This is a genomic window from Brevibacterium zhoupengii (assembly GCF_021117425.1).
In the GTDB taxonomy this organism is placed as follows: Bacteria; Actinomycetota; Actinomycetes; order Actinomycetales; family Brevibacteriaceae; genus Brevibacterium; species Brevibacterium zhoupengii.
This window is the reverse complement of sequence record NZ_CP088298.1, coordinates 3218622-3240311: the sequence shown is the minus strand read 5'-3', so window position 1 is coordinate 3240311 and position 21690 is coordinate 3218622. Positions and strand designations below refer to the sequence as shown.

General features: G+C 64.1%; 20 protein-coding genes. 10 read left to right on the top strand and 10 right to left on the bottom strand.

Annotated features, from left to right (window positions below; translation table 11 throughout):
• Positions 1 to 16: 16 nt before the first annotated feature.
• Positions 17 to 484 (top strand): GNAT family N-acetyltransferase, encoded by a 468-nt coding sequence (locus LQ788_RS14765; RefSeq protein ID WP_231442217.1) that lies wholly within the window; start codon positions 17 to 19, stop codon positions 482 to 484.
• A 92-nt stretch (positions 485 to 576) separates the two neighbouring features.
• Here LQ788_RS14765 and LQ788_RS14760 read toward each other — a convergent pair whose 3' ends face one another.
• The 3 genes from LQ788_RS14760 to LQ788_RS14750 form a co-directional block, all read right to left on the bottom strand.
• Positions 577 to 1194: a maleylpyruvate isomerase N-terminal domain-containing protein gene (locus tag LQ788_RS14760; RefSeq protein ID WP_231442215.1), complete on the bottom strand. Its 618-nt coding sequence runs from the start codon at positions 1192 to 1194 to the stop codon at positions 577 to 579.
• A gap of 135 nt (positions 1195 to 1329) precedes the next feature.
• Positions 1330 to 1965, bottom strand: coding sequence for a LysE family translocator (locus LQ788_RS14755; protein ID WP_231442213.1), 636 nt, complete (start codon positions 1963 to 1965; stop codon positions 1330 to 1332).
• Positions 1966 to 2040: 75 nt separating this feature from the next.
• A complete protein-coding gene (locus tag LQ788_RS14750; protein WP_231442211.1) occupies positions 2041 to 2748 on the bottom strand; it encodes a biliverdin-producing heme oxygenase in 708 nt (235 codons plus the stop codon).
• A gap of 142 nt (positions 2749 to 2890) precedes the next feature.
• On the opposite strand from LQ788_RS14750, the gene LQ788_RS14745 reads away from it, so the two are divergent.
• Genes LQ788_RS14745 through LQ788_RS14730 form a run of 4 tightly spaced genes read left to right on the top strand, consistent with a single transcriptional unit; the run spans position 2891 to position 6165 of the window.
• Positions 2891 to 3838: an aldo/keto reductase gene (locus LQ788_RS14745; protein ID WP_231442209.1), complete on the top strand. Its 948-nt coding sequence runs from the start codon at positions 2891 to 2893 to the stop codon at positions 3836 to 3838.
• The gene (locus LQ788_RS14740) at positions 3835 to 4515 is read left to right on the top strand and encodes an SRPBCC family protein (protein WP_231442206.1); all 681 of its coding nucleotides are present in this window, start codon (positions 3835 to 3837) and stop codon (positions 4513 to 4515) included. The genes LQ788_RS14745 and LQ788_RS14740 overlap by 4 nt, the downstream gene beginning before the upstream one ends.
• Positions 4512 to 5591 carry a tRNA (adenosine(37)-N6)-threonylcarbamoyltransferase complex transferase subunit TsaD gene (gene tsaD, locus LQ788_RS14735; RefSeq protein WP_231442204.1) on the top strand — a complete coding sequence of 360 codons (1080 nt, stop codon included), beginning with the start codon at positions 4512 to 4514 and terminating at the stop codon, positions 5589 to 5591. The genes LQ788_RS14740 and tsaD overlap by 4 nt, the downstream gene beginning before the upstream one ends.
• Positions 5569 to 6165 carry an NUDIX domain-containing protein gene (locus LQ788_RS14730; RefSeq protein WP_231442202.1) on the top strand — a complete coding sequence of 199 codons (597 nt, stop codon included), beginning with the start codon at positions 5569 to 5571 and terminating at the stop codon, positions 6163 to 6165. The genes tsaD and LQ788_RS14730 overlap by 23 nt, the downstream gene beginning before the upstream one ends.
• 91 nt (positions 6166 to 6256) lie before the next feature.
• Here LQ788_RS14730 and LQ788_RS14725 read toward each other — a convergent pair whose 3' ends face one another.
• The 4 genes from LQ788_RS14725 to LQ788_RS14710 form a co-directional block, all read right to left on the bottom strand.
• Positions 6257 to 7384, bottom strand: coding sequence for a glutamate--cysteine ligase (locus tag LQ788_RS14725; protein ID WP_231442201.1), 1128 nt, complete (start codon positions 7382 to 7384; stop codon positions 6257 to 6259).
• A 62-nt stretch (positions 7385 to 7446) separates the two neighbouring features.
• Positions 7447 to 8544, bottom strand: coding sequence for an ABC transporter ATP-binding protein (locus LQ788_RS14720; protein WP_231442199.1), 1098 nt, complete (start codon positions 8542 to 8544; stop codon positions 7447 to 7449).
• Positions 8545 to 8552: 8 nt separating this feature from the next.
• Positions 8553 to 10100, bottom strand: coding sequence for a xylulokinase (xylB, locus tag LQ788_RS14715; RefSeq protein WP_231442197.1), 1548 nt, complete (start codon positions 10098 to 10100; stop codon positions 8553 to 8555).
• A complete protein-coding gene (locus LQ788_RS14710; protein ID WP_231442194.1) occupies positions 10097 to 11074 on the bottom strand; it encodes a sugar-binding transcriptional regulator in 978 nt (325 codons plus the stop codon). Before LQ788_RS14710 ends, xylB begins: the two co-directional genes overlap by 4 nt.
• Before the next feature lie 174 nt (positions 11075 to 11248).
• Between LQ788_RS14710 and LQ788_RS14705 the strand changes: the two genes are divergently transcribed.
• The 5 genes from LQ788_RS14705 to LQ788_RS14685 all read left to right on the top strand — a co-directional run bounded on the left by LQ788_RS14705 (position 11249) and on the right by LQ788_RS14685 (position 17941).
• Complete coding sequence (locus LQ788_RS14705) at positions 11249 to 12607, top strand: ABC transporter substrate-binding protein (RefSeq protein ID WP_231442192.1); 1359 nt, start codon at positions 11249 to 11251, stop codon at positions 12605 to 12607.
• Between the two features lie 110 nt (positions 12608 to 12717).
• A complete protein-coding gene (locus LQ788_RS14700) occupies positions 12718 to 13668 on the top strand; it encodes a carbohydrate ABC transporter permease (RefSeq protein ID WP_029417279.1) in 951 nt (316 codons plus the stop codon).
• A complete protein-coding gene (locus LQ788_RS14695; protein WP_231442190.1) occupies positions 13665 to 14621 on the top strand; it encodes a carbohydrate ABC transporter permease in 957 nt (318 codons plus the stop codon). Before LQ788_RS14700 ends, LQ788_RS14695 begins: the two co-directional genes overlap by 4 nt.
• A gap of 82 nt (positions 14622 to 14703) precedes the next feature.
• Positions 14704 to 16221 carry a mannitol dehydrogenase family protein gene (locus LQ788_RS14690; RefSeq protein ID WP_231447444.1) on the top strand — a complete coding sequence of 506 codons (1518 nt, stop codon included), beginning with the start codon at positions 14704 to 14706 and terminating at the stop codon, positions 16219 to 16221.
• A 112-nt stretch (positions 16222 to 16333) separates the two neighbouring features.
• The gene (locus LQ788_RS14685; RefSeq protein WP_231442188.1) at positions 16334 to 17941 is read left to right on the top strand and encodes a glycoside hydrolase family 3 N-terminal domain-containing protein; all 1608 of its coding nucleotides are present in this window, start codon (positions 16334 to 16336) and stop codon (positions 17939 to 17941) included.
• Between the two features lie 101 nt (positions 17942 to 18042).
• Here LQ788_RS14685 and LQ788_RS14680 read toward each other — a convergent pair whose 3' ends face one another.
• From LQ788_RS14680 to LQ788_RS14670, 3 genes are all read right to left on the bottom strand, one after another.
• Positions 18043 to 18921: a C40 family peptidase gene (locus LQ788_RS14680; RefSeq protein WP_231442186.1), complete on the bottom strand. Its 879-nt coding sequence runs from the start codon at positions 18919 to 18921 to the stop codon at positions 18043 to 18045.
• Positions 18922 to 19474: 553 nt separating this feature from the next.
• Complete coding sequence (locus LQ788_RS14675; protein WP_231442184.1) at positions 19475 to 20311, bottom strand: sulfurtransferase; 837 nt, start codon at positions 20309 to 20311, stop codon at positions 19475 to 19477.
• Positions 20312 to 20364: 53 nt separating this feature from the next.
• The gene (locus LQ788_RS14670) at positions 20365 to 21618 is read right to left on the bottom strand and encodes a class I SAM-dependent methyltransferase (protein ID WP_231442182.1); all 1254 of its coding nucleotides are present in this window, start codon (positions 21616 to 21618) and stop codon (positions 20365 to 20367) included.
• Positions 21619 to 21690: the final 72 nt, after the last annotated feature.

Sequence of the window (21690 nt, the reverse complement as noted above, 5' to 3'; positions counted from 1 at the left end):
ACATGAGCACAGCGAAATGAGCGCGAACGCGGTGGACGAACAGGCAGACATCGACGAACTGCACTGGTGGGACCTCGCGGAGGTCGCGGACAATGACGCCGCGATCTTCGGCCCCACCGCCTGGACGCTCAGTTACTACTGGGCGGTCAGGGCCCAAGCTGGAACGGTGATGTTCGCGGCCCGGACCCCCACCTCGGCGCTGGCCGGGTGGATCGTCATGTCTACCGCCGGCGGTGACGCCGATGTGATGACCATCGCCACCACCGAGGTGGGACGTGGCCAGGGCATCGCCCGCCGGCTGCTCCAGGCCGGGGTCGACTGGGCAGCGGTGAGAGGTGCTGAGGCTGTCCATCTTGAGGTCGATGAGCACAACGAACCCGCACTGGGTCTCTACCGCTCGTTCGGATTCGCCGAATGGGGCAGACGCCCCGACTATTATCCGGGTGCCGACGCGATCCTCATGCGCTTGAGTCCACCGAGGTAGCTGAGCGGTTTCCTCGGCGCAACTATGGCGGGCATCGTTCACCGGCGCAGGGTGTCATCGGCACTGCCGACGTGCTCGTGAATTCTCCCGCTTCAGAATATGGTGAAGTCTGTGGGCAGCTCATCTCGACCGGTGATTGCCCTGAGCAGGGTGAGGGCTTGTTCTGGAGTGGCCATCTGAGAGCAGAGCATGATGGCGTTCGGTATGCCTCGTTGCAGGTACTCGGGGTTCTGCTGCCGTGTCGCCGCAGCGAGGTCGAGGCCGTGCACAGTGATTTCGAAGGCACGGGTGGGCAGGTAGTCATCGAGTCGCATTGCACCGACTGGAGTGATGACTATGGCATCGCCCGGTGTTTCTTCAACCAATCTGCGCGTCCGTCGAATAGTTGACTCAGCAGCTGTTGCAGGGTCCTTCCCAAGTGCCTGCCCGGCGTCCCTTCCCCGCTGTGCCACCCGCTGAGGATCTGCCAGCAGGCTTGCCGCTGCACGGTAGTAGGCTGCAGGCGATCCAATAAGTGGACGAGGTTGCGACAGCGATGTCGCTCCGGCGATCAGATAGTTCTCCACAGTCGTAAACGCGCGGCAGGTGTGCCCGAGCAAGGACCTCACGTTCCACTCTCCGAGCCCAGGGTCCTCCAGGTGACCACGCGTAGCAGGGAGCAGGGTGACCAATCCCTCAGCCGACGTGTCGAACCACTCACGACTATTCATGCGCTACATGTAACTACGTTGGCGTCCGTTTGTCTATGACGGAACCCGCCTGCCGTCCCATGCTTATTCGTGGCCACCACGATGTGAGCACCGCAATTCGGCCTGTTCCTACTTCTCCGGGTCCTCGGCCTCAGGCTAGGCCCGGGCTTCGGTCGCCAGGCGCACGCCGAGGGCGATCATCACCGCAGCACTCGTGCGATCAAGCCAGATCTTGACCCGCTCGCGAGTGAGGATGCCACGAGCTCGGGTGGCCAGGAGAACGACCGCAGCATGCCATATGGTGCCGATCGTCAGCGCAATGGCCACGAGCAGCACGCCCCACCCGGCGGCCGATGGAACCGTCGGCAGGAACTGGGGCAGGATGCTGATGTAGAAGACCCCGACCTTCGGGTTGAGGAGGTTGCTGGTCATCCCGTTGCGGACCGCGCTGCCGGCGCTCTGGGTAGGAAGTGCCTCGGGTTCGGCTGCCGTCGACCGATTGCGAGGCAGTGACTTCCAGATCGCGGTGCAGCCGAGCCAGACCAGATAGCAGGCTCCTGCAATCCGGACCACGTCGTAGGCGAGGGTGGAGGCGGCAAGCAGGGCTGTGAGGCCGAGGAGGCTGGCAACGGCCCAGACCGCGTGACCCAGTTCGACGCCGATGACCGCGGCAAAGCCCGCGCGTCTTCCCTGCAGGATGGTCGATCGGAGCACGATCATCAGATCGATGCCGGGTGTGGCTGCCCCGATCACTGCCACGAGGGCCCATGCCAATAGCTGGTGCGAATCCATGTCTGTCTCTCGAGCTGTTCGTCATCGAATGAGGGTGATCGCTACAGCGTACTCCCTCAACAGACCTTGTACCCGCTAACTGTTGACGGTTGTGGCCGCGGGGACTTCGACCACGGGCGCTTCGACTGCGGAACTGAGCTCGGCCAGGAGCCTGCCGTTGAGGACGAACGCGGTCATCGTCTCGTCGATGACCATCTGTTCATCGCCACCGGTGGCTGCGATCTCATCGAGACGACCGCGGTAGGCATCTTTGTACGGCTTCGTCTTGCCCACCTCGGCGAAGTCCCACATGGTCAGCGCCTCCGCAGGCACCGAATAGTGACGACCCATGAGGGCGCCGATCGCCTGACCGCCGGAGAGGTCGCCGAGGTAGCGCGTGTAGTGATGAGCGATGAGCTGCTCGGATCGCGTAAGCCGGTTGAGGTGCTCGGCATAGTCCTCGGCACTGGCCGTCACCACGGAACCGGAGTCGCCGAGGTTGGGCGAAGTGGCATCGGGGCGCTGGCCTGCGGTGGTGGTTCCCAGTTTCTCCAGGTCGGAGTGGATGCGTCGGGTTCGGAAGAGCGCCGAATCGTAGAACGGAGCGACGATCGGATCATCGGCGAACTCCTGAGTTTTTGACTCCAGTGCCGCATAGATGAGCGCGTACTGCCGGAGCAGGAGCGAATAGGCGCTCACATCGAGGCGGCCCTCCATGAGGTCGACCATGAAAGAGGTGTGCTCGACTTCGTCGTGGATTGTGGCTGTGCTGGCCTTGAGCCGAGCTGAGAATGGTTCAGTCATGATGTTTCCTCATTGAGAGATCGATGATCCGCAGGTGTCTCGATAGCCGGTGCAACTACAGTGCTTGTTTTCATCTTAGCCGAGCCTGCCCTTACCTGGAGCCTGAGCCTGTGCAGCGACCGCCAAAGGGTAGGCTGGAGCCATGGAAAGAGTGCAACTGGCTGACACGAATCTGATGGTCCACCCCCTGCACCTGGGAGGCAATCCCTTCGGTTGGGGGGCCGACCGTGATCAGAGCTTCGCAGTCCTCGACGCCTACGCCGAGGCGGGCGGAAACTTCATCGACACCGCGGATGCCTACTCCGTATGGGTCGAGGGCAACTCCGGTGGCGAATCGGAGACCATCATCGGCGAATGGATGGCCTCGCGCGGCAACCGCGACGACATGGTCATCGCCACCAAGGTCGGCATGCATCCGAAGCACAAGGGCCTCGACCCTGCCAATATCCGCAAATGCATTGACGCCTCCCTGCGTCGTCTCGGCACGGACCATGTCGACGTCTACTACGCCCACACAGACGACGAGAACGTCGACCAGGTGGCAGTGGCGGAGACCTTCGATGCCTTGGTGCGCACCGGTAAGGTCAGCTACCTCGGCGCCTCGAACTTCACACTGGACCGGCTGCAGTCGGCCATGAAGATCAGCGCGAAGTATTCGCTGGCCTGCTATCGCGTCGTCCAGGACCGGTACAACCTCGTGTCCCGCAGCGCGGTGGACCCTCAGAAGCAGGCGTATCTGCGGGCAAACGGCATCGCCGAACTGCCCTTCCACTCCCTGGCTTCGGGATTCCTCACCGGCAAGCACACCGGGGGAGACTCCACCGGAAGCGTGCGCGGCGAACGCGTCGCTGACTTCCTTGAGAATCAAGAGGCGCTGCGCGCTCTTGAAATCCTCCACGACGTGGCCTCGGCACATAACGCCAGCATGACCGCCACCACCCTTGCCTGGCAGCTGACACACGATTTCATTCCCTCAACCATCGCCTCGGCGCGGGTGCCGGAGCAGTTGACGGAACTGCTCGCAGGAACCGAACTGCAGCTGGCCGATGATGAGATCACGGCCCTCAACGAGGCATGGGTGGAAGCATGACGACTACCAGCCCACGCCTTGTGAAATGGGAGAACGGCACCGATCTGGTCATCGAGCTGCCGCTGGCTCTCGACGTCGCGACCGTCTGGTCCAAGCTCGTCGACGCTGAGACCGCCAGGACCTGGTTCGCGTCCTTCACCGTCGACGACGATGCAGTCGGCTCGGACGACGCCAGTGATGGCGCGGACGGCGACGGCAGCGACGAGGACGACAGCGACAACGACGACAGTGGCAACGAGGCGGACGGTGCGAGTGCGGATGCCAATCCCGCGATCACCTTCGACCTGGGTGAGACCCAGCTGCACGGGGAGATCCTCAGCTGCGAGGTCGAGGACCACGTCCTCGTCGAGCTCGAAGACTTCGGCGTGCTGGGGATCCAGCTGCTCGCCCTTGAACTCACCGACGGGGATGCGACCCTGCTGATCTTCACCCAGTCAGCTCCCGACGTTGAAAGCGCGCGCCTCAAGGCCGCCGACTTCGGACCGATGTGGGATACTCACCTGCGGCTGTTCGCTCGGGCTCTGGGCCTCGATGTCGTCGAGGTTGGTGAGGAAGAGCTGCTCGCCCTCTACGCTGATCTCGAGCTCGAGGACAGCGAATCTGAGGACGGCAGCGCATCCGAGGATGGTGCACCCGGCGCCGGCGAATCCGGGAACGGCGGGGCGAACGAAAGATGAGCGAACCGCTGGTGCTGGGCATCGAATCCTCCTGTGACGAAACCGGAGTCGGGATCGTGCGAGGGCGGACGCTGCTGACCAACACGGTCTCATCCTCGATGGATGAACACGTTCGCTTCGGCGGTGTGGTCCCCGAGGTCGCCTCCCGCGCACACGTGCAGGCCATCGGACCGGCCATCGCGTCGGCCTGCGATCAGGCAGGCATCGAGCTGAGTGACCTCGATGCGATCTCCGTGACCGCAGGTCCGGGCCTCAGCGGTGCCCTCATGGTCGGAGTCGGTGCCGCCAAGGGGCTGGCTGCAGCACTCAACCTTCCTCTCTACGGGGTCAATCACCTGGCCGCACATGTGGCGGTGGACCTCATCGCCGAGGACGTCGACGGTCTCACCACACCGACCATCGCGCTGCTAGTCTCCGGCGGACACACCGAGATTCTGCGCATCGGCGATGTCGTCGATGACATCGAACTCATCGGCGCCACGATCGACGACGCCGCCGGCGAAGCCTTCGACAAGACCGCACGGTTGCTGGGACTGAATTACCCTGGCGGGCCGAACATCTCCAAGGCCGCCCTCGGGCAACTCGACGGCACCGGCATCCCAGGAGATCGCAAGGCCGTGAAGTTCCCCCGCGGATTGGCGAAGAAGCAGGATCTGCGCGATCCCGAACGTCGCTTCAACTTCTCCTTCTCCGGACTCAAGACTGCCGCACTGCGCGAGGTCACGAAGGCCGAGACGCTGGGAACGGACCTGCGGGTGGCCGACATCGCCGCGGGATTCGAAGATGCCGTCGTCGACGTCCTCGTGACCAAGACTCTGCTGGCCGCCGCTGACACTGGAATCAATCACGTGGTCCTCGGTGGGGGAGTCGCCGCGAACTCCCACCTGCGCGAAGTCCTCGGAGCCAGATGCGCCGAGGCGGGGGTGATGCTGCGGGTGCCGCCGCTGAACCTGTGCACGGACAACGGGGCCATGGTCGCAGCCCTCGGAGCCGAACTCGTCCGCCGCGGTATCGGACCCAGCGACCTGTCATTTGCTGCAGTCTCATCATTGGATGTCGATCATGTCCTCGTCTGACCCGAACGCCGGCGACCAGAACGCCTACACCCACGACAGAAGCGGTGCCTCACGCGATGAGACCGCCTACGGTCCGAACTCGAAGGACCTGCCCGACTACCTGCCGCCTCGGCGGTCAGGCGACGGCTGGACTGTCGGCTCGGACGGACAGAAGCACTGGGGCCTCAACGGGGCTGCGGGACTGATGCTGCTTGATCCCGAGCAGGGAATCCTCATGCAGCACCGCGCCCTATGGTCGGTCGAAGGCGGAACCTGGGGCTTCCCCGGCGGAGCTCGTGACCTCGGCGAATCCGCCATCGAGGCGGCCGTGCGCGAGTCCTGGGAAGAGGCCGGAGTGCCCGACCTCGCGGGCGAGGACATCGACGTGCTCGACACCCATGTCCTCGACCTCGGTGACTGGTCGTACACGACGGTCATCGCCCGGGTGAGACGTCATTTCGAACCGGTCATCAGTGATCCGGAGAGCATCGAACTCGCCTGGGTGCCCATCGACGAACTCACCGATTACAACCTGCACTCCGGGGTCGCTGCGGCGCTGCCGGAACTGTTGGAGATTCTCCGACCACACTTGTGAGCGGTGCGGCCGGGTGTCAGCAATGCGACCGGCTCTAAGGCAGTGCGGCCGGCTGTCCGGTTCGGTTCCGAGCGGAAGCTGGCGTGAACCCTCAGGTGTATGAGGTGCGCAGGTCGTTGATCAGCGACCTGGTCACCTCGGTCAGCGATTCGCTGTCCTGGAACACGTTCTGCAGGCGCTGGTAGGGCACACCGCGGTCGATGATCGAAGTGATGGAGTTCAGCTCATCCGCACAGCCCAGGCGTTCGGCCACCGGCGTCAGACGTGCCACCTCATCGGCCAGGCACTCGGTGACGAGGCGTTCATCAGCCGCGGCGTTCTCAATGATGATGGCGTCCACGCCGTAGCGGGCGGCACGCCACTTGTTCTCGTCGTGGAACCAGTCCGGCATGGTCGGCAATGTCTCACCGGCATCGAGGCGGGCAGAGAAGTCGTCGACGAGGCACTGGATGAGAGCCGTGATCGCGGTGATCTCCTCGAGCGTGGGCAGGCCGTCGCAGACCCTGACCTCGACGGTTCCCCAATTCGGGGCGGGCCGAATGTCCCAGCGGATCTCGTTGATGTTGTCGATGATGCCGGTGGTGAGCATATCGGCCACGTACTTCTCGTAGTCAGACCAGGCATCGAACTGGAACGGCAGTCCCGCGGTCGGCAGCTGCTGGAACATCATCGCCCGGTTCGAGGCGTAACCGGTGTCGGTTCCGCCCCAGAAGGGTGATGATGCGCTCAGCGCCTGCAGGTGGGGCACATAGGCCAGGAGAGCGTTGACGATCGGCAGCACCTTGTCACGGGAGTCGATGCCGACGTGGACGTGGACGCCGAAGATGAGCATATTCCGACCCCACCACTGGGTGCGGTCGACGAGCTCGAGGTAGCGGTCCTTGGCACGGACCTCCTGCGACTGCCACTGGGCGAACGGGTGCGTACCCGCAGACATGAGCTCGATCCCACGATCCTCGGTCAGCGCACGCAGGGCACCCATGGAAGCGGCCAGGTCCTCCGCGATTCCCGAGACCTGCTTGTGGACGCCGGTGACGAGCTCGATCGTGTTCGTGAGCATTTCGCCCACGATCCGCTTCTCGAATTCGGGCGCACGCTGCGCGACATCGGCGAGGAGAACCTCGGCGGCGGATGTCAGATCAAGGCTGTCCCCGTCCAACAGAGCCAGTTCCCATTCGACTCCAAGGGTGGAGCGGGGTGAGCGTGCGAAATCGACCATGGATCGATCATAGTATTCCGCGCCCCTTTTTCTGGTCTCCGCCCGCTTATCGGCCGTCACATTCAGGCCGCGCGTTCAGCCTCATCGGGCAGACGAGCACCGGACTGCGAGTCGAAGAGGTGCAGGCGTGAGAGCTCGGGGACAACCCGGATCGTATCGCCCCTGGCCACACGGGTCCTGCCGCTGACCCTGGCGACGATCGGAATGTCGCCGGTGACAGTCGTCGCCCGACCGTGCACATAGGCATCGGCGCCGAGCTCCTCGACCAGCTCCACACTGACTTCCAGGCCGCCGTCCGATTCGACCCGGAAGTCCTCCGGGCGGATTCCGGCCGTGACACGAGAATCCGTGAGCTCCGAACGCTGAGCCGCAGAGAGGCGGACCTCGGACTCACCGATGTGCAGCACTCCCTCCTGCAGCGGCAGATCGATGAGGTTCATCGCCGGTGAGCCCATGAAGCCGGCGACGAAGAGGTTGGCGGGACGGTCGTAGAGCGCCCGCGGAGTGTCCACCTGCTGCAGTCGTCCCTCGGCCAGGACCGCAACACGATCGCCCATCGTCATCGCCTCGACCTGATCGTGAGTGACATAGACCGTGGTGACGCCGAGGCGGCGCGTGAGGGAGGCGATCTGTGCACGGGTCTGGACCCGCAGCTTGGCATCGAGGTTGGACAGCGGTTCGTCCATGAGGAACACCTGAGGAGACCGCACGATGGCCCGCCCCATGGCCACGCGCTGCCGCTGCCCGCCGGAGAGAGCCTTGGGCTTGCGATCGAGATAGGGCTCCAGATCGAGGAGCTTGGCCGCCTCACGAACGCGTTCATTGCGCTCCGCCTTGGACACTCCGGCGATCTTGAGCGCGAAGGCCATGTTCTCGCCGACGCTCATGTGCGGGTAGAGCGCATAGTTCTGGAACACCATGGCGATGTCCCGCTCCCGCGGAGAGACCCCGGTGACATCGTCATCACCGATTCTGATGTGCCCGCCGTCGACGGGTTCGAGGCCCGCGAGCATGCGCAGAGTCGTGGACTTCCCGCAGCCGGAGGGGCCGACCAGGACGAGGAACTCGCCATCGGCGATGTCGAGGCTGATCTCATTGACCGATGGCGTCAGAGCCTCTGGGTACTGACGCATCGCCTTATCGAAAGTGACTGTTGCCATGGTGAATCTCAACCTTCCACGGGTGCCCGGGCACCCGACGATCCGCGGTGATCATTGTCTGAGTTCTCGTGGGCGGGACGTGTTTCGTCGGTGACGCTGGTATGGGTGAACGAGTGGTACTGCTGTCGTACCTGTGAGGGTCTCGGGTGGAGAGTCGCGACGAGCTCGACCTGCCACCTCGGCGAGGTTCCGGTCAGGGCCCATGCCGCCTGCCGGGCGGCTCCGATGGCCACATATTCGGCCTGTTCGGGCACGTCGATGGGGACGGTGAAGATGTCCCTGGCGACCTCTCGCACTGCTGGGTTGCGGGCCGCTCCGCCGATGAGGAGGAGGCGTTGGACCTTGACCCCCTGACGCAGCACCGCGTCGAGTCCGTCCGCCAAGCCGCACAGCATGCCTTCGACGAAGGCCCGCGCCACGTTCTCCGGGGTCGAATTCGCCAAGGTCATGCCCTCCAAGCGAGCCGTCGCGTGCGGAAGATTGGGGGTGCGCTCGCCCTCGAAATAGGGGACGAGAGTGAGGCCGTTGGCCCCTGGCACCGAGGCGAGGGCGAGTGCGGCCACCTCGGAGTGGCTGGCCCGCAGCAGCGCTGCCGCGGAGTCGAGGACGCGGGCGGCGTTGAGGGTGGCGACGAGGGGAAGCCGCCCGCCGTCGGTCGAAGCGAATCCGGCGACCATTCCCGAGGGATCGTTGATCTCCAGCCGAGTCGGACTGAAGACCGTCCCCGAGGTGCCGATCGAGATGACGACATCACCGGGGGCAGCGCCGAGACCGAGCGCCGCGGCCGCATTGTCGCCGGCACCGGGACCCACGAGGATCCCCTCGGGACTGTGACCGGCGCTCTCATGGGGAGCCAGGACACGGGGGAGAACGATGGAGGAGGTGTCGAGGCCGCCCGTGGCGGAACCGGTCGCCTCCCGCGCCGGGGCACCGAAGGCCGCGCGAAAGAGGTCGAAGTCGTAGCGTCCGGTCACGGCCGAGAAGTACGCGGTTCCGCTGGCATCGGAGGCATCGGTGACGAGTGCTTCAAGGTCAGGGCCGCGCGGTGCAGACGAACCGCTTGGCCCGTGGCCCAGGAGCCGCCAGGTCAGCCAATCATGAGGCAGAGCCACGGCCGCCACTCGGGAGGCATTATCGGGTTCATGATCACGCAGCCACCGCAGCTTGGCTCCGGTGAAGGACGCGACAGGAACCACTCCGGCCCGGTCGACGAACTCATCGGCACCGATCTCAGCGATGAGTGCTCGTGCTGCTGCGTCGCTGCGCAGATCGTTCCATAGCAGCGCATCGCGGATGACCTGTCCTTGTCGATCGAGGGCGATGAGGCCGTGCTGCTGTCCGCTGATGCTCACGGCTGCGACGTCGGCGAACCCTCCTGCCTCGGAGACCGCCTGCCGCAGTGCCGACCACCAGGCTTCGGGGTCGACCTCGGTCCCGGCCGGGTGCGGGGCCGAGCCGCTGCGCAGGATCCCGCCCGTGGAAGGGTCGACGATGACGACCTTGCAGCTCTGCGTCGAGGAATCGACGCCGGCAACCAATCTGCGATCGACGCTCATGGGGATTCCTCGGTCTGCGCGGCGGCCTGCGACTGTGACCCAGCAGGGTCGAGGATCTCTCGGGCCAGCGCCTCATCGACGATGGCGACATCGAGGATTCCGGCCGCGCAGGCCGCACGAACCGCCTCGGCGCGCTGGGCTCCACGAGCCACACCAACGGTGGTCGCCGCATTTCTCAGCTGGTCGAGGGTGACGGCGATGACGCGGTCGTCGATGGTGTCGACGTCAGCTCCGGCGGCGTCGAAGAGACGTCCGGACGCCTCGGCGACGGCACCGTCGGCCACGCCTGCCGCTCGCTGTTCGGGACTGCACTTCTCCCACACCGAGGACTGTTCCTCCGCCCATGCGGCCACCGAGATGACCGCGAGGTCGAGATCGTCGGCCGCTGCCAGGGCACTGGAGATCTCCGGCAGGGCACTGAGATCTGCGGCGGTTTCGGCCTCGGTGACCAGGAGTGGAGCCGGCAGTCGGACCATGGTCACGGCTGCGTCCTGGCCCAGCCGGGCGAAGATTCCGGAGCTGGGGCGATGCGAGCCGAGCTGGAGTGCACCGGCGAGTTGGACGACCGTGCAGCGGGGGAGTGCGGGAGCGAATTCTGCTGCGGCGTCGAGTGTGCGTGACCAGGCCAGCCCGATGCGCATTCCCGGTCGGGCGCGGCGATCGACGTAGGAGAGTGCGGCCCTGCCCATTCGCTGAGCGGCGTCTGTCTCGTTGTCGTCTTCGACGACGATCGCCGAGCTCAGCCCGAGTGCTGCCGCGAGCTGTTCGGCCATGCCATCCTCGTCGCTGGCATCGGCCTCGATGGAGATCGTGACGACCCCGCTGTCCACCGCTTCCTGGAGCAGGCGGGCGATCTGGAACCGGCTGAGCCCGTGGGCCTTGCCGAGCTCGACCTTCGAACTGCCCTGGACGTAGTGCTCTCTGGCCAGCTGAGCCAGGAACCGGCGGTGTCTGGCTGTGGGTGCTGTGCTCATGGCTCTCCCTTCAGGGTCGACAGCGATCACCTCGCTGCTCATCTGTGATCTATTGCACATCTGATTAAATCATGACACAGTATTGCACATATGAGCACCGATGCTCATATGTTTTTCGTCAAGCACACCCGACGGCGGGCAGCGATCCCGCAATGACGAGGGAAGGCAATTACGATGAAGCAGAAGATCACGAGCCGGGCTGTCACAGCGGCGGCCATCGGAGTGGTCGGAGCACTCACACTTGCAGGGTGTGGTGGCGCCGGGGGCAGTTCGAGCGGCGGAGGCAATGAAGAAGTCAACGTCCTCATGGTCAACAATCCGCAGATGCAGGACCTGCAGAAACTCACCGCGGAGCATTTCACCAAGGACACCGGCATCAAGGTCAACTACACGGTGCTGCCGGAGAACGAGGTGCGCGCGAAGATCGGTCAGGAGTTCTCCGCACAGGCGGGCAACTATGACGTGGCCTCGATGTCGAACTACGAAGTGCCGACCTACGCCAAGAACGGGTGGCTGACCTCGATGGATGAGGGCGTCGTCGATGCCGAAGGATTCAATCAGGACGACATCCTCGCCCCGATGGCCGAATCGATGACCTATGAGGACCAGATCTACGGAGAGCCGTTCTACGGCGAGGGCTCCTTCCTGATGTACCGGAAGGACATCTTCGAAAAGGCCGATGCGACGATGCCGGACAATCCCACCTGGGATGAAGTGGCCGATCTGGCGAAGAAGGTCGACGGCGCCGAAAAGGGAACCAAGGGCATCTGCCTGCGCGGCCTGCCCGGCTGGGGTGAGATGTTCGCTCCGCTGACGACCGTGGTCAACACCTTCGGCGGAACCTGGTTCGATGAGAACTGGGAGGCTCAGGTCGATTCCAAGGAGTTCAAGGAAGCAGCGAACTTCTACGTCGACCTCATCAAGGACCACGGCGAGTCGGGAGCACCGCAGGCCGGATACACCGAATGCCTGACCAACCTGCAGCAGGGCAATGTGGCGATGTGGTACGACTCGACGGCGGCGACGGGCACTCTTGAAGCCGATGACTCACCGGTCAAGGACAAGATCGGCTATGTCGCAGCCCCGGTCAAGGAGACCGAGTCGAGCTCCTGGCTCTACACCTGGGCATGGGGCATCCAGAAGGCAGGCAAGAACCAGGATGCGGCCAAGCAGTTCGTCGCCTGGGCCTCTTCACAGGACTACGAAGAGACCGTTGCCGAGGAACTGGGCTGGCAGCACGTGCCGGCCGGCAAGCGCACCTCGACCTACGAGAACGCGGACTACCAGAAGGCCGCTGCACCGTTCTACAAGCAGACCGAGGACGCCATCAACTCCGCCGATCCGAAGAATCCCGGTGTGCAGCCGCGCCCGACTCTTGGAGTGCAGTTCGTGACGATTCCCGAATTCGCCGACCTGGCGACGGGCATCTCTGAGGACATCAGCTCCGCGATCGCCGGACGCACCACTGTCGACAAGGCTCTGCAGAAGGGTCAGAAGGAAGCAGAGAAGGTCGGAGACAAGTACAAGAAGTGATTCTGGCGGCTGGGGCGCAGGCTTTCGCGTCTGCGCCCCAGCACCCGCGCTCCCACCGCAGTCCACTGTTAACCACTGCCACCCGCTGCGTCCATCACCGGAGGTTGTCCATGTCAGCTCCTGCGCAAGATCGCCGAACTCAGGCGGCACCCGCGCCCACATCGCCCAGACCCGCATCCTCGAGCGCTCGCGAGCGGTGGTCGCGGCGAGCTCCGATGCTGCCGGCGCTGATCTTCGTCATCCTCGTCACGCAGATTCCGTTCGCGATCACCATCGTCATCTCGTTCATGAAGTGGAACGCGGCCTATCCCGATGACATCAGCTTCGGGACCCTGCGCAACTACATCACGGTCTTCACGAATGCGGACCTGCTGCGTGCAGTGTTCGTCACTGTCGGGCTCACCGTCTCGGTGGTGCTGGTCTCGGCCGTGCTGGGTCTGGCCATCGCACTCCTCCTCGATCGCAAATTCATTGGACGCGGATTCGTGCGCACCCTGATGATCACTCCGTTCCTGATCGTGCCCGTGGCCGCGGCGCTGCTGTTCAAGCATGCGATCTTCAACCCTTCCTACGGACTGGTCAATGGACTGCTGACCACCGTCTTCGGTGAGAACGCGCCCCAACCGGACCTGATGAGCACCTCACCGCTGCTGGGCATCGGTATCGTCCTCGTCTGGCAGTGGACCCCGTTCATGATGCTCATCATGCTGGCGGGCCTGCAGTCGCGACCCATGGACGTCTACGAGGCGGCGCTGGTCGACGGTGCAGGGCCCGGGCAGACGTTCCGGTTCATCACACTGCCGCACCTGCGCCGCTACATCGAACTCGCAGCCCTGCTCGGCACGATCTACATCGTCCAGAACTTCGACACCGTCTTCACGATGACCTCCGGCGGACTCGGAACCGCGAACCTGCCGTATGTCATCTACCAGGAGTTCTTCGTGGCCCAGGACTACGGAGTCGCCTCCGCAGTCGGAGTCATCGTCGTCATCGCCTCGCTTGTCATCGCGACCTTCGCACTGCGAACCGCATCCACCCTGCTCAAGGAGGAGAACTCATGAGCACCCCAGATATCACGGGCCCGGCAGGAGCTGCCGGTCAGCTAGGGGCCGCCGACCAGTTAGGCACCACAGAACAGACAGGGGCCGAGCCGTCCCGGCAGAAGGCGAGCGCACCGCGCCGTCCGGGGCAGCGCAGGACCGGGAAGATCCTCCTGGGTCTCCTGGCCTGGCTCGTCGGACTCCTCTTCGTGTCCCCGCTGCTGTGGATGCTGCTGACGAGTCTGCACGCCGAAACCGATGCCTCGACGAACCCGCCCAGCTTCTTCGCCCCGCTGACCCTGGAGTCCTATTCCAACTTCTTCGGCGGAGACAGCGGTGTCAGTCCTTGGCCCGCCCTCATCAACTCGGCGGTCGCCGCAATCGTCTCGACCCTCATCGTCCTGGTTCTGTCGACTATGGCCGCCTACTCCCTGGCCATCCGTCGGATCCAACGCTGGTCAGACGTGCTGTTCTTCCTGCTCTCGACCAAGATGCTGCCGATGGTCGCGGGGCTGCTGCCCATCTATCTGGTCGCCCAGGCGTTCGGCATACTCGACAGCTGGCTGCTGCTCATCATCATCTACTCGGCGATGAACATGCCCATCGCCGTGTGGATGATGCGATCATTCCTCGCCGAGGTGCCCGTTGAGGTGCTCGAGGCAGCTGAGCTCGACGGTGCCCGACTTCCCCGTGTCTTCATGCAGATTCTGCTGCCCCTGACTGCACCCGGCCTGGCAGCCACAGCCCTGATCTGCTTCATCTTCTCGTGGAACGAGCTGCTTTTCGCCAACGTCCTGACCTCGACCGCGGCCTCGACGGCACCCGTGTTCCTCACCAGCTTCGTCACCTCCCAGGGTCTGTTCCTGTCCCAGGTGTGCGCAGCCTCGCTGATCATCTCAGTGCCGGTGCTTGTCGCCGGCATTGCAGCTCAGGACAAACTCGTCCAAGGCCTGTCGATGGGTGCAGTGAAATGAGGCTCAACCGAATGCCCGATCAGATCGACCGAGCTCTGGGCCGGCTCACCCGACCTCACCGACCAGCAGGGGAAAGACGATGATGAATTCCACGGACGCGCAGACTCTGCCTCTGCTCGAATCGAACCTTGACCGGATTGCGGCACGCGGAGTCACCATCCCGGGCTACGACCGGGGAGCACTTACTCCCGGCATCGTGCACTTCGGCGTCGGCGGCTTCCACCGGGCACACATGGCCATGGTCGTCGATGACCTCATGAACGCGGGCAACGCCAGAGACTGGGGAATCGTCGGCGCCGGCGTCCTGCCCCACGATGTGCACATGCGCGATGCGCTGGCCGAACAGGACCACCTCTACTCGCTGACGTTGAAACATCCCGACGGAACGCGCGAACGACGTGTCATCGGGTCCATCCTCGACTACCGCTACGGACCCGATGACCCGCAGGGACTCATCGACCTCCTCGGCGAGGAGACGATCCGCATCGTCTCCCTCACGGTCACTGAGGGCGGGTACAACGTCAACCCGGTGACCGGGGAGTTCGTCTCCGAGGATGCGATGATCGTCGCAGATGTGGCCGCACTGAAGGCAGGCAGACTGCCGAGCACGGTCTTCGGATACGTGATCGAGGCCCTGCGCCGCCGCCGAGACGACGGAGTGGACCCTTTCACCGTGCAGTCGTGTGACAACATCTCGGAGAACGGGCACGTGGCGAAGAAGATGTTCGGTGCCTTCGCCCGCCTCGTCGACCCCGAGCTCGCTGACTGGATCGATGCCCACGTGGCGTTTCCGAATGCGATGGTCGACCGCATCACCCCGGCCACGACCGATGAGGATCGGGCCGAGCTGCGAGAGGCTCTCGGGCTGCTCGACGCCTGGCCCGTTGTCGCCGAACCCTTCTTCCAGTGGGTGCTCGAGGACAGGTTCACCTCGGGCAGACCCTCGTACGAACTGGCAGGCGTCCAGGTCGTCGACGATGTCCGACCCTACGAACATATGAAGCTGCGCCTGCTCAACTCCGGGCATCAGGGGCTGGCCTACTTCGGTCTCCTGGCCGGCTGCACCTACGCCCACGAGGCGATGGAGAATCCCGATATCGCCGTCTACCTGCGCAGGTACATGGATGAGGAGGGCACCCCCAGCCTGGAGCCGTTGCCGGGAATCGATCTCGACGGGTACAAGGACTCACTCATCGAGCGCTTCAGCAATCCCGAGATTCGCGACACCCTGGCCCGCCTCGGCGCCGAATCCTCTGACCGGATCCCCAAATGGCTTGTTCCCGTCATCAGTGACAACCTCGTCTCCGGTGCACCGGTGGAGGTCTCTGCCGCGATCTGCGCATCCTGGGCCAGATACGCCGAAGGCAATGATGAGCACGGTGACCCATTCACCATCGTCGACCGTTTCGCCACAGATCTGCAGCAGGTCGCAAGCTCACAAGCGACCGATCCCTTGGCCTTCGTGAGGCAGGAGCAGTTCTTCGGAACTGTGGCCACGGACTCCCGCTTCACCAGGCCCTACCTCGCAGCTCTGAACTCCCTGCACGAACACGGCGCAAAGGAGACCGTGCGACGCCTCGCCGCCCACGAGGCACTGTGAACCGCGGAGTGCGCTGGGAACCGACGACTGTACTCTGATTCGAAGCTGCACCGGCGGCTGAGATGCCCCTTTCTCGTCCGCTGGTTCAGCTTCGGCGATTAGCATGGGGCGTATGCGACCCAGACTTTCCATCATCGCTGCCACCGCTGTGCTCGTTCTGACCGGCTGCTCCGGCGGAACGTCAGACCCGCAACCGGAGAAGACCGGAGGAGCAGGTGCGCCGCAATCGGCGCAGAAGGCTGAATCTGCCCAGGCCACCGATCCAGCCGATATCAGCCCAGAGGATTTCGCAGACGAGGCCAAGAAGATCGTTGATTCCTTCTCCGACGATGAACTCGCTGGGTCCCTCATCATCGGCACCTGGTCGGGCACCGACACGCAGACCGGGGTCGATCTGCTTGAGAACAACAACCTCGGCGGGGTCATCGTCATGGCCGACAATCTGCCCGAGAATCCGACGCCTGACCAGGTCAAGGGCGTCACCAAGGCGGTCAGCGGGGCCCGGTCGAAGGGGCAGCCCGTGTCGATCGGCGTGGATCAGGAGGGTGGCCCGGTCTCGCGGCTGAGCACCGGGGCACTGCCGTTCCCTCCGCTCATGGCGCTCTCGGCCACCGGGGATTCGGAGCTGACGCAGACCGCGACGAAGGTGCAGGGCCAGAATCTCACCGACCTGGGCTTCACGATCGATTTCGCTCCCGATGCCGATGTCACCACAGGAGAGAAGGACGTGGCCATCAACGTGCGCTCGGCCGGTGATGATCACAAGGAGGTCGCCGAGGTCGTCGCCGAGGCCGCGACCGGGTACCACCTCGGCGGTGTTGCCAGTTCAGCGAAGCACTTCCCCGGACACGGTCGTCTGCACGTCGATTCCCACGAGAGCCTGCCGGTGTCGAAGAAGAGCATCAAGGAACTCGAGGACACGGATCTGCTGCCGTTCAAATCAGCCGTCGACGCCGGAATCCCGATGGTGATGATGGGACACATCGGTCTGCCGGACGCGAAGACGACGCCGGCGACACTGAACAAGAAGGCTTACCAGGCGCTGCGTGACACGCTCGACTTCGACGGAGTCATCATCACCGACGCACTGAACATGAAGGCCGTCGACCAGAACCAGAGTGGGAAAGAGACCGTCAAGGCGCTGTCCGCCGGTGCCGACTTGGCACTGATGCCGCCCGATTCCGCCGCCGCTCAACAGGCTGTGGTCACAGCTTTGGACAACGGCGAGCTGAAGAAGGACGAGCTGAAGGAGAAGGCCGAACGCGTGGTCGCGATGCAGTTGGCCACGGCCGAGACGCAGAAGGCGATCAACGGTGATGACGCCGAGGACCCGCAGAAGGTGCTCACCGATGTGGCCGAGAAGTCCCTGACCGTGCTGAAGGGCGAGTGCTCCTTTGCGGGCACCGACTCGATCTCGATCGTCGGCGGTGGCGAGAAGGAGAAGACCGCGCTGACGAAGGCGGCGAAGGATGTGGGACTCAAGGTCGGATCCGGTGGCACGAGCGTGAGTCTGAGCCCGAGCACTTCCGCCGAGGTGGCGGTGGGCACCGCTGCCCCGTGGACGATGCGCAATACCTCGGCAAAGTCGGCGGTCACCGCCTATGACAGCAACCCCAATGCCTTGCAGGCCGTGGCGAAATGGCTGAAGGGCGATCTCAGCGCTTCGGGCACGCTGCCCGTCGAATACGAGGGAAGCGACAAGGCCCCAGACTGCAGCTGACAAACACCCGACTGTAGCCGACAAGCGGTTGCGGGCATGCAGAAACCCCTCGTCCGGCTGGGACCATCGAGCCGGGCGAGGGGTTTCGTGTGTGAACTGGATCAGAGAACGCGGATGAAGGTGACGTTGCCCATCCAGCTGTAGCTGCGCTTCGAGGTGCCCGAACCTGGGGAACCGGCATCGTACATCTGTCCGTCACCGGCGTAGATGCCGATGTGGCCTGGGTGCCAGATGAGGTCACCGGGCTTGGCCTCCGACTGGGAGACGACCTTGCCGGAAGCCTTCTGTGCACTCGAGTTACGAGGCAGGTCGACACCGACCTTGCCGTAGACCCACGAGGTGTAGCCGGAGCAGTCCCAGCCGCTCTGTGAAGTTCCACCGTAGACGTAGGGGGTGCCGACGCCCTTCTCTGCCCAGCCGATGACCTGCTCGGCCTTCGAGCCGTCGATCGAACCGGCATCGCCGGAGCCGGAGTCCTTGCTCTCGCCCTTGTCGCCGCTCTCGCTCTTGTCCTTGTCACCGGAATCGGAAGAGCCGGTGTTCGCATCGTCGTCGGAGCCGTCCGAAACCGGTTCAGGGGCCGGAGCCTCTTCCTCGACGGTCTCAGCCGGCTTCGGCTCTGGCTTCGGCTCCGGTTTGGGAGCGGCCTCAGCAGTGACGGTCTCGACGTCTGCGCCGAATGATGCGCCCTGCTTCCCATCCTTGGATGACGATTCTGCGCCAGCATTGACTGTCGCGGTCTGGTTCTTGAACTCAACCTGTTTATGGTTCTCGGCTTCGGCAGAGACTGAGGCCTTGTCGTCGGCTCCCTGTCCTGCTGCCGGAAGAACGGCTGCGGTGAGCAGTCCACCGCTGGCAGCGACAACGGCTGCACGGCGTCCGAAGACGGCGGAGTTGGCGTTCAGGATGTCGGTCAGTTCGGTCAAAGGCGTCTTGACCTTGGCTTCTGCGGCGCGGCGGCCATGCTTCTTAGTTGCCACGTTTTCCTCTCGTCACCTATTGGAAAGATCCCAACCGCCACTGTGGTCCGTAGTGATTTCACATCGAGCGTGGCGTGCGGTTCTCGCTGTGAAGTCGGCACTCTCGTGACCGACCTTCACAACTGTAACCAATCAGTGATCTAATGTCACGTTTTCGTTACATTGGCGGAGGATTTGTTGCGACAGATTATAAACATGCAGGTCAGAGAGCTATTAAAGATCAAAGTTTTTGTAACAGTTGCGCTCTTCCGAGTCGTCTTCCCGCAGTTCTATGACCCATCTCTCGTTATGTTCGAGGAGCTTATATAACGAATCGAGATGTATGGAGGGTCAAAAATGACACTTTCGCTACGTGATTCGCGGCGTCTTTGACTAGCCCTGCGGATCATTTCAGCAGCTTCGTGACCAGGGATCTCGCACGTCCCCGGGAGGAACTGTGAACGACGAACGATCGGCAAGTCCGTCTCGAATTTTCTGCTGAGATCGAGGTGAACTTGCCGACCGTTGGTGAGGAACTGCTGATCGCGAACGCTGCTTGCGGCTGCTGCGGTTGTCAGGCTCCGGTTGCGACCGGGCGGGCGGGGTCGGAGGACCAGCCGGACCAGCTGGCGGGGTAGAGGCTCGACTCGATTCCGAGGCTCGCCAGCGCCAGAGCATTATGGCAGGCGCTGACGCCTGAGCCGCAGTAGACGCCCACGGGCTGGTCGAGTGCGCCGAGGGATGAGAAGCGCGAGCGCAGGGCTTCCTCATCGAGGAACTTTCCCTCGGCAGTGTTCTCGCTGGCAGGCGCGCTCTTGGCTCCGGGAATGTGGCCGGCCTTGGCATCGAGCGGTTCGGTCTCTCCACGGAAGCGTTCGCCGGCCCGAGCGTCAAGCAGAACTCCGGTCCACGAGGACGCGGCTTCGGCGTCGATGACGGGCATCGAATCTGGAGTGATCGTCACGGTGCTCGGCTGCACGGGCTCGCTGGGGCCAGTTGCCAGCTCGCCGCCGGCGGCGACGAAGGCGTTCAATCCTCCGTCGAGGACGCGTGCCGTCATTCCTGCCCATTGCAGCAACCACCAGGCGCGGGCAGCTCCCTGACCCGAGTTGTCGTCATAGACGACGACCTCGGTGAGCTGGTCGATGCCCCACGCCCGCACCTGATCCTGAAATGCTTCGGCAGACGGCAGCGGGTGCCGGCCTGCGGTGGGATCGGTCTCGGAGTGCGCGGCGAGTTCCGTGTCGAGGTCGACGTAGACGGCTCCGGGAATGTGACCGGCGGCGAAGTCATCGCGACCATCGGGCTTCTGCAGCGTCCAGCGCACGTCGAGCAGCCTGGGCGTGGATCCGTCATCGGCGAGGCGAGCCAAGAGTTCGTCGGCGGTGATGAGAACGTCGGAGCGGTTCATGGGGATTCTCCTAGTGGGGTGGGGTGCAGGGAGTACAGCAGGGGTGGGACGGTTCAGCAGGGCTGGGTCAGGAGTACGACATGGCGGTCGCCGAGGCGGGTGAAGACCAATGTCGCTTTGTCTCCTGACGGCAGCTTGAGCTGACGCCTGACCTGGTCAGGAACAATATCAGCTCCACGCTTCTTGATCACGACCTTGCCGATGCCGCGGCTGATGAGGGCCTTGCGCAGGCTGGGGATCTTCGCCGGCAGCACATCGGTGACCTCATAGGATGTGACCCCGGCCGAAGCAGGGCCCGTCGGTTCGACATCGGTGGTCAGGTAGGCGATCTTCGGGTGAACGCGGCGAGCCTGCAGCGGTCCGCACAGTGCAGTGACGAGCCCGGCGCGCACGATCGCTCCGTCTGGTTCGAGGAGGTACTGGCCGAGCTCACCGACACCGTCCTCATCCTCGGCGGGCAGATCATCTTCATGGACGAGGAGGGTGCGCTCACCCATCACGAGAGCACTGCGGCCGGGCCGCTGCCGGGCCGCGCCGAAGTAGAGGCAGACCTCGACGACCTCACCTGCGTGGGAGACCCACTGCGCCTCAGCCTCGTCGGGGATGAGGGAATGGTCGAGCGCGGGTCCGAGTTTGACCCCCGCTGCCTTCGCCGCGATCGCCTTGTCGATGACCCAGGACAGGGAGGGGGAGAAGTCTTCAGGGTCGAAGATGCGTGCGGTGGACCCGCTTTTGGATCCCTTCCCGACCGTGCGGCGGGCGGGGTCGAACCACAGGGCGTCGAACTCGGCGGTGTCGATGTCCTCGGCACGGGCGTGCTCGACGCTGGCATTGGCCAGGTGGCGGAGGTTGAAGCTGGCGATCGCGGCCGTGACCTCGTCCGCGTCGACGGCGGTGACCTGGGCACCCATTCCAGCGAAGGCGAAGGAGTCGGCGCCGATCCCACACCCCAGATCCGCAATCGTGGGCGCCGTGTCTGTCGTTTCGCCATTGTCGTCGTTGTCGCCGCCGGTGTCCTTGCCCTCGCCGAGGAGGCGGCGGGCATGGTGAGCGGCGACGGGCAGTCGTGTGGCTTGGGCGAGCCCATCGCGGGTGAACAGCATGTCCTCGGCGAAGGGGCCGAGTTTCTTCACGGCGTCCTTGCGCAGCTGTGCCTGGGTGAGCAGGCCGGCCGTCACCTCGGCGGAATAGCCTTCCTTGCGCAGTGCCGAGGAGCGGGCGAGCTCATCCGCAGGCAGGTCCTCGATCCGGTCGAGCCGGTCGAGGACGGAGACGTCGAGGAGTTCGGTGAGTGTCTGCGGATCCATACTCTTCACCCTATCGCCCTGGCATAGGTCGTCTGACTGCGCAGGTCAGTCGAGTCTCTGGGATGGCTCGTC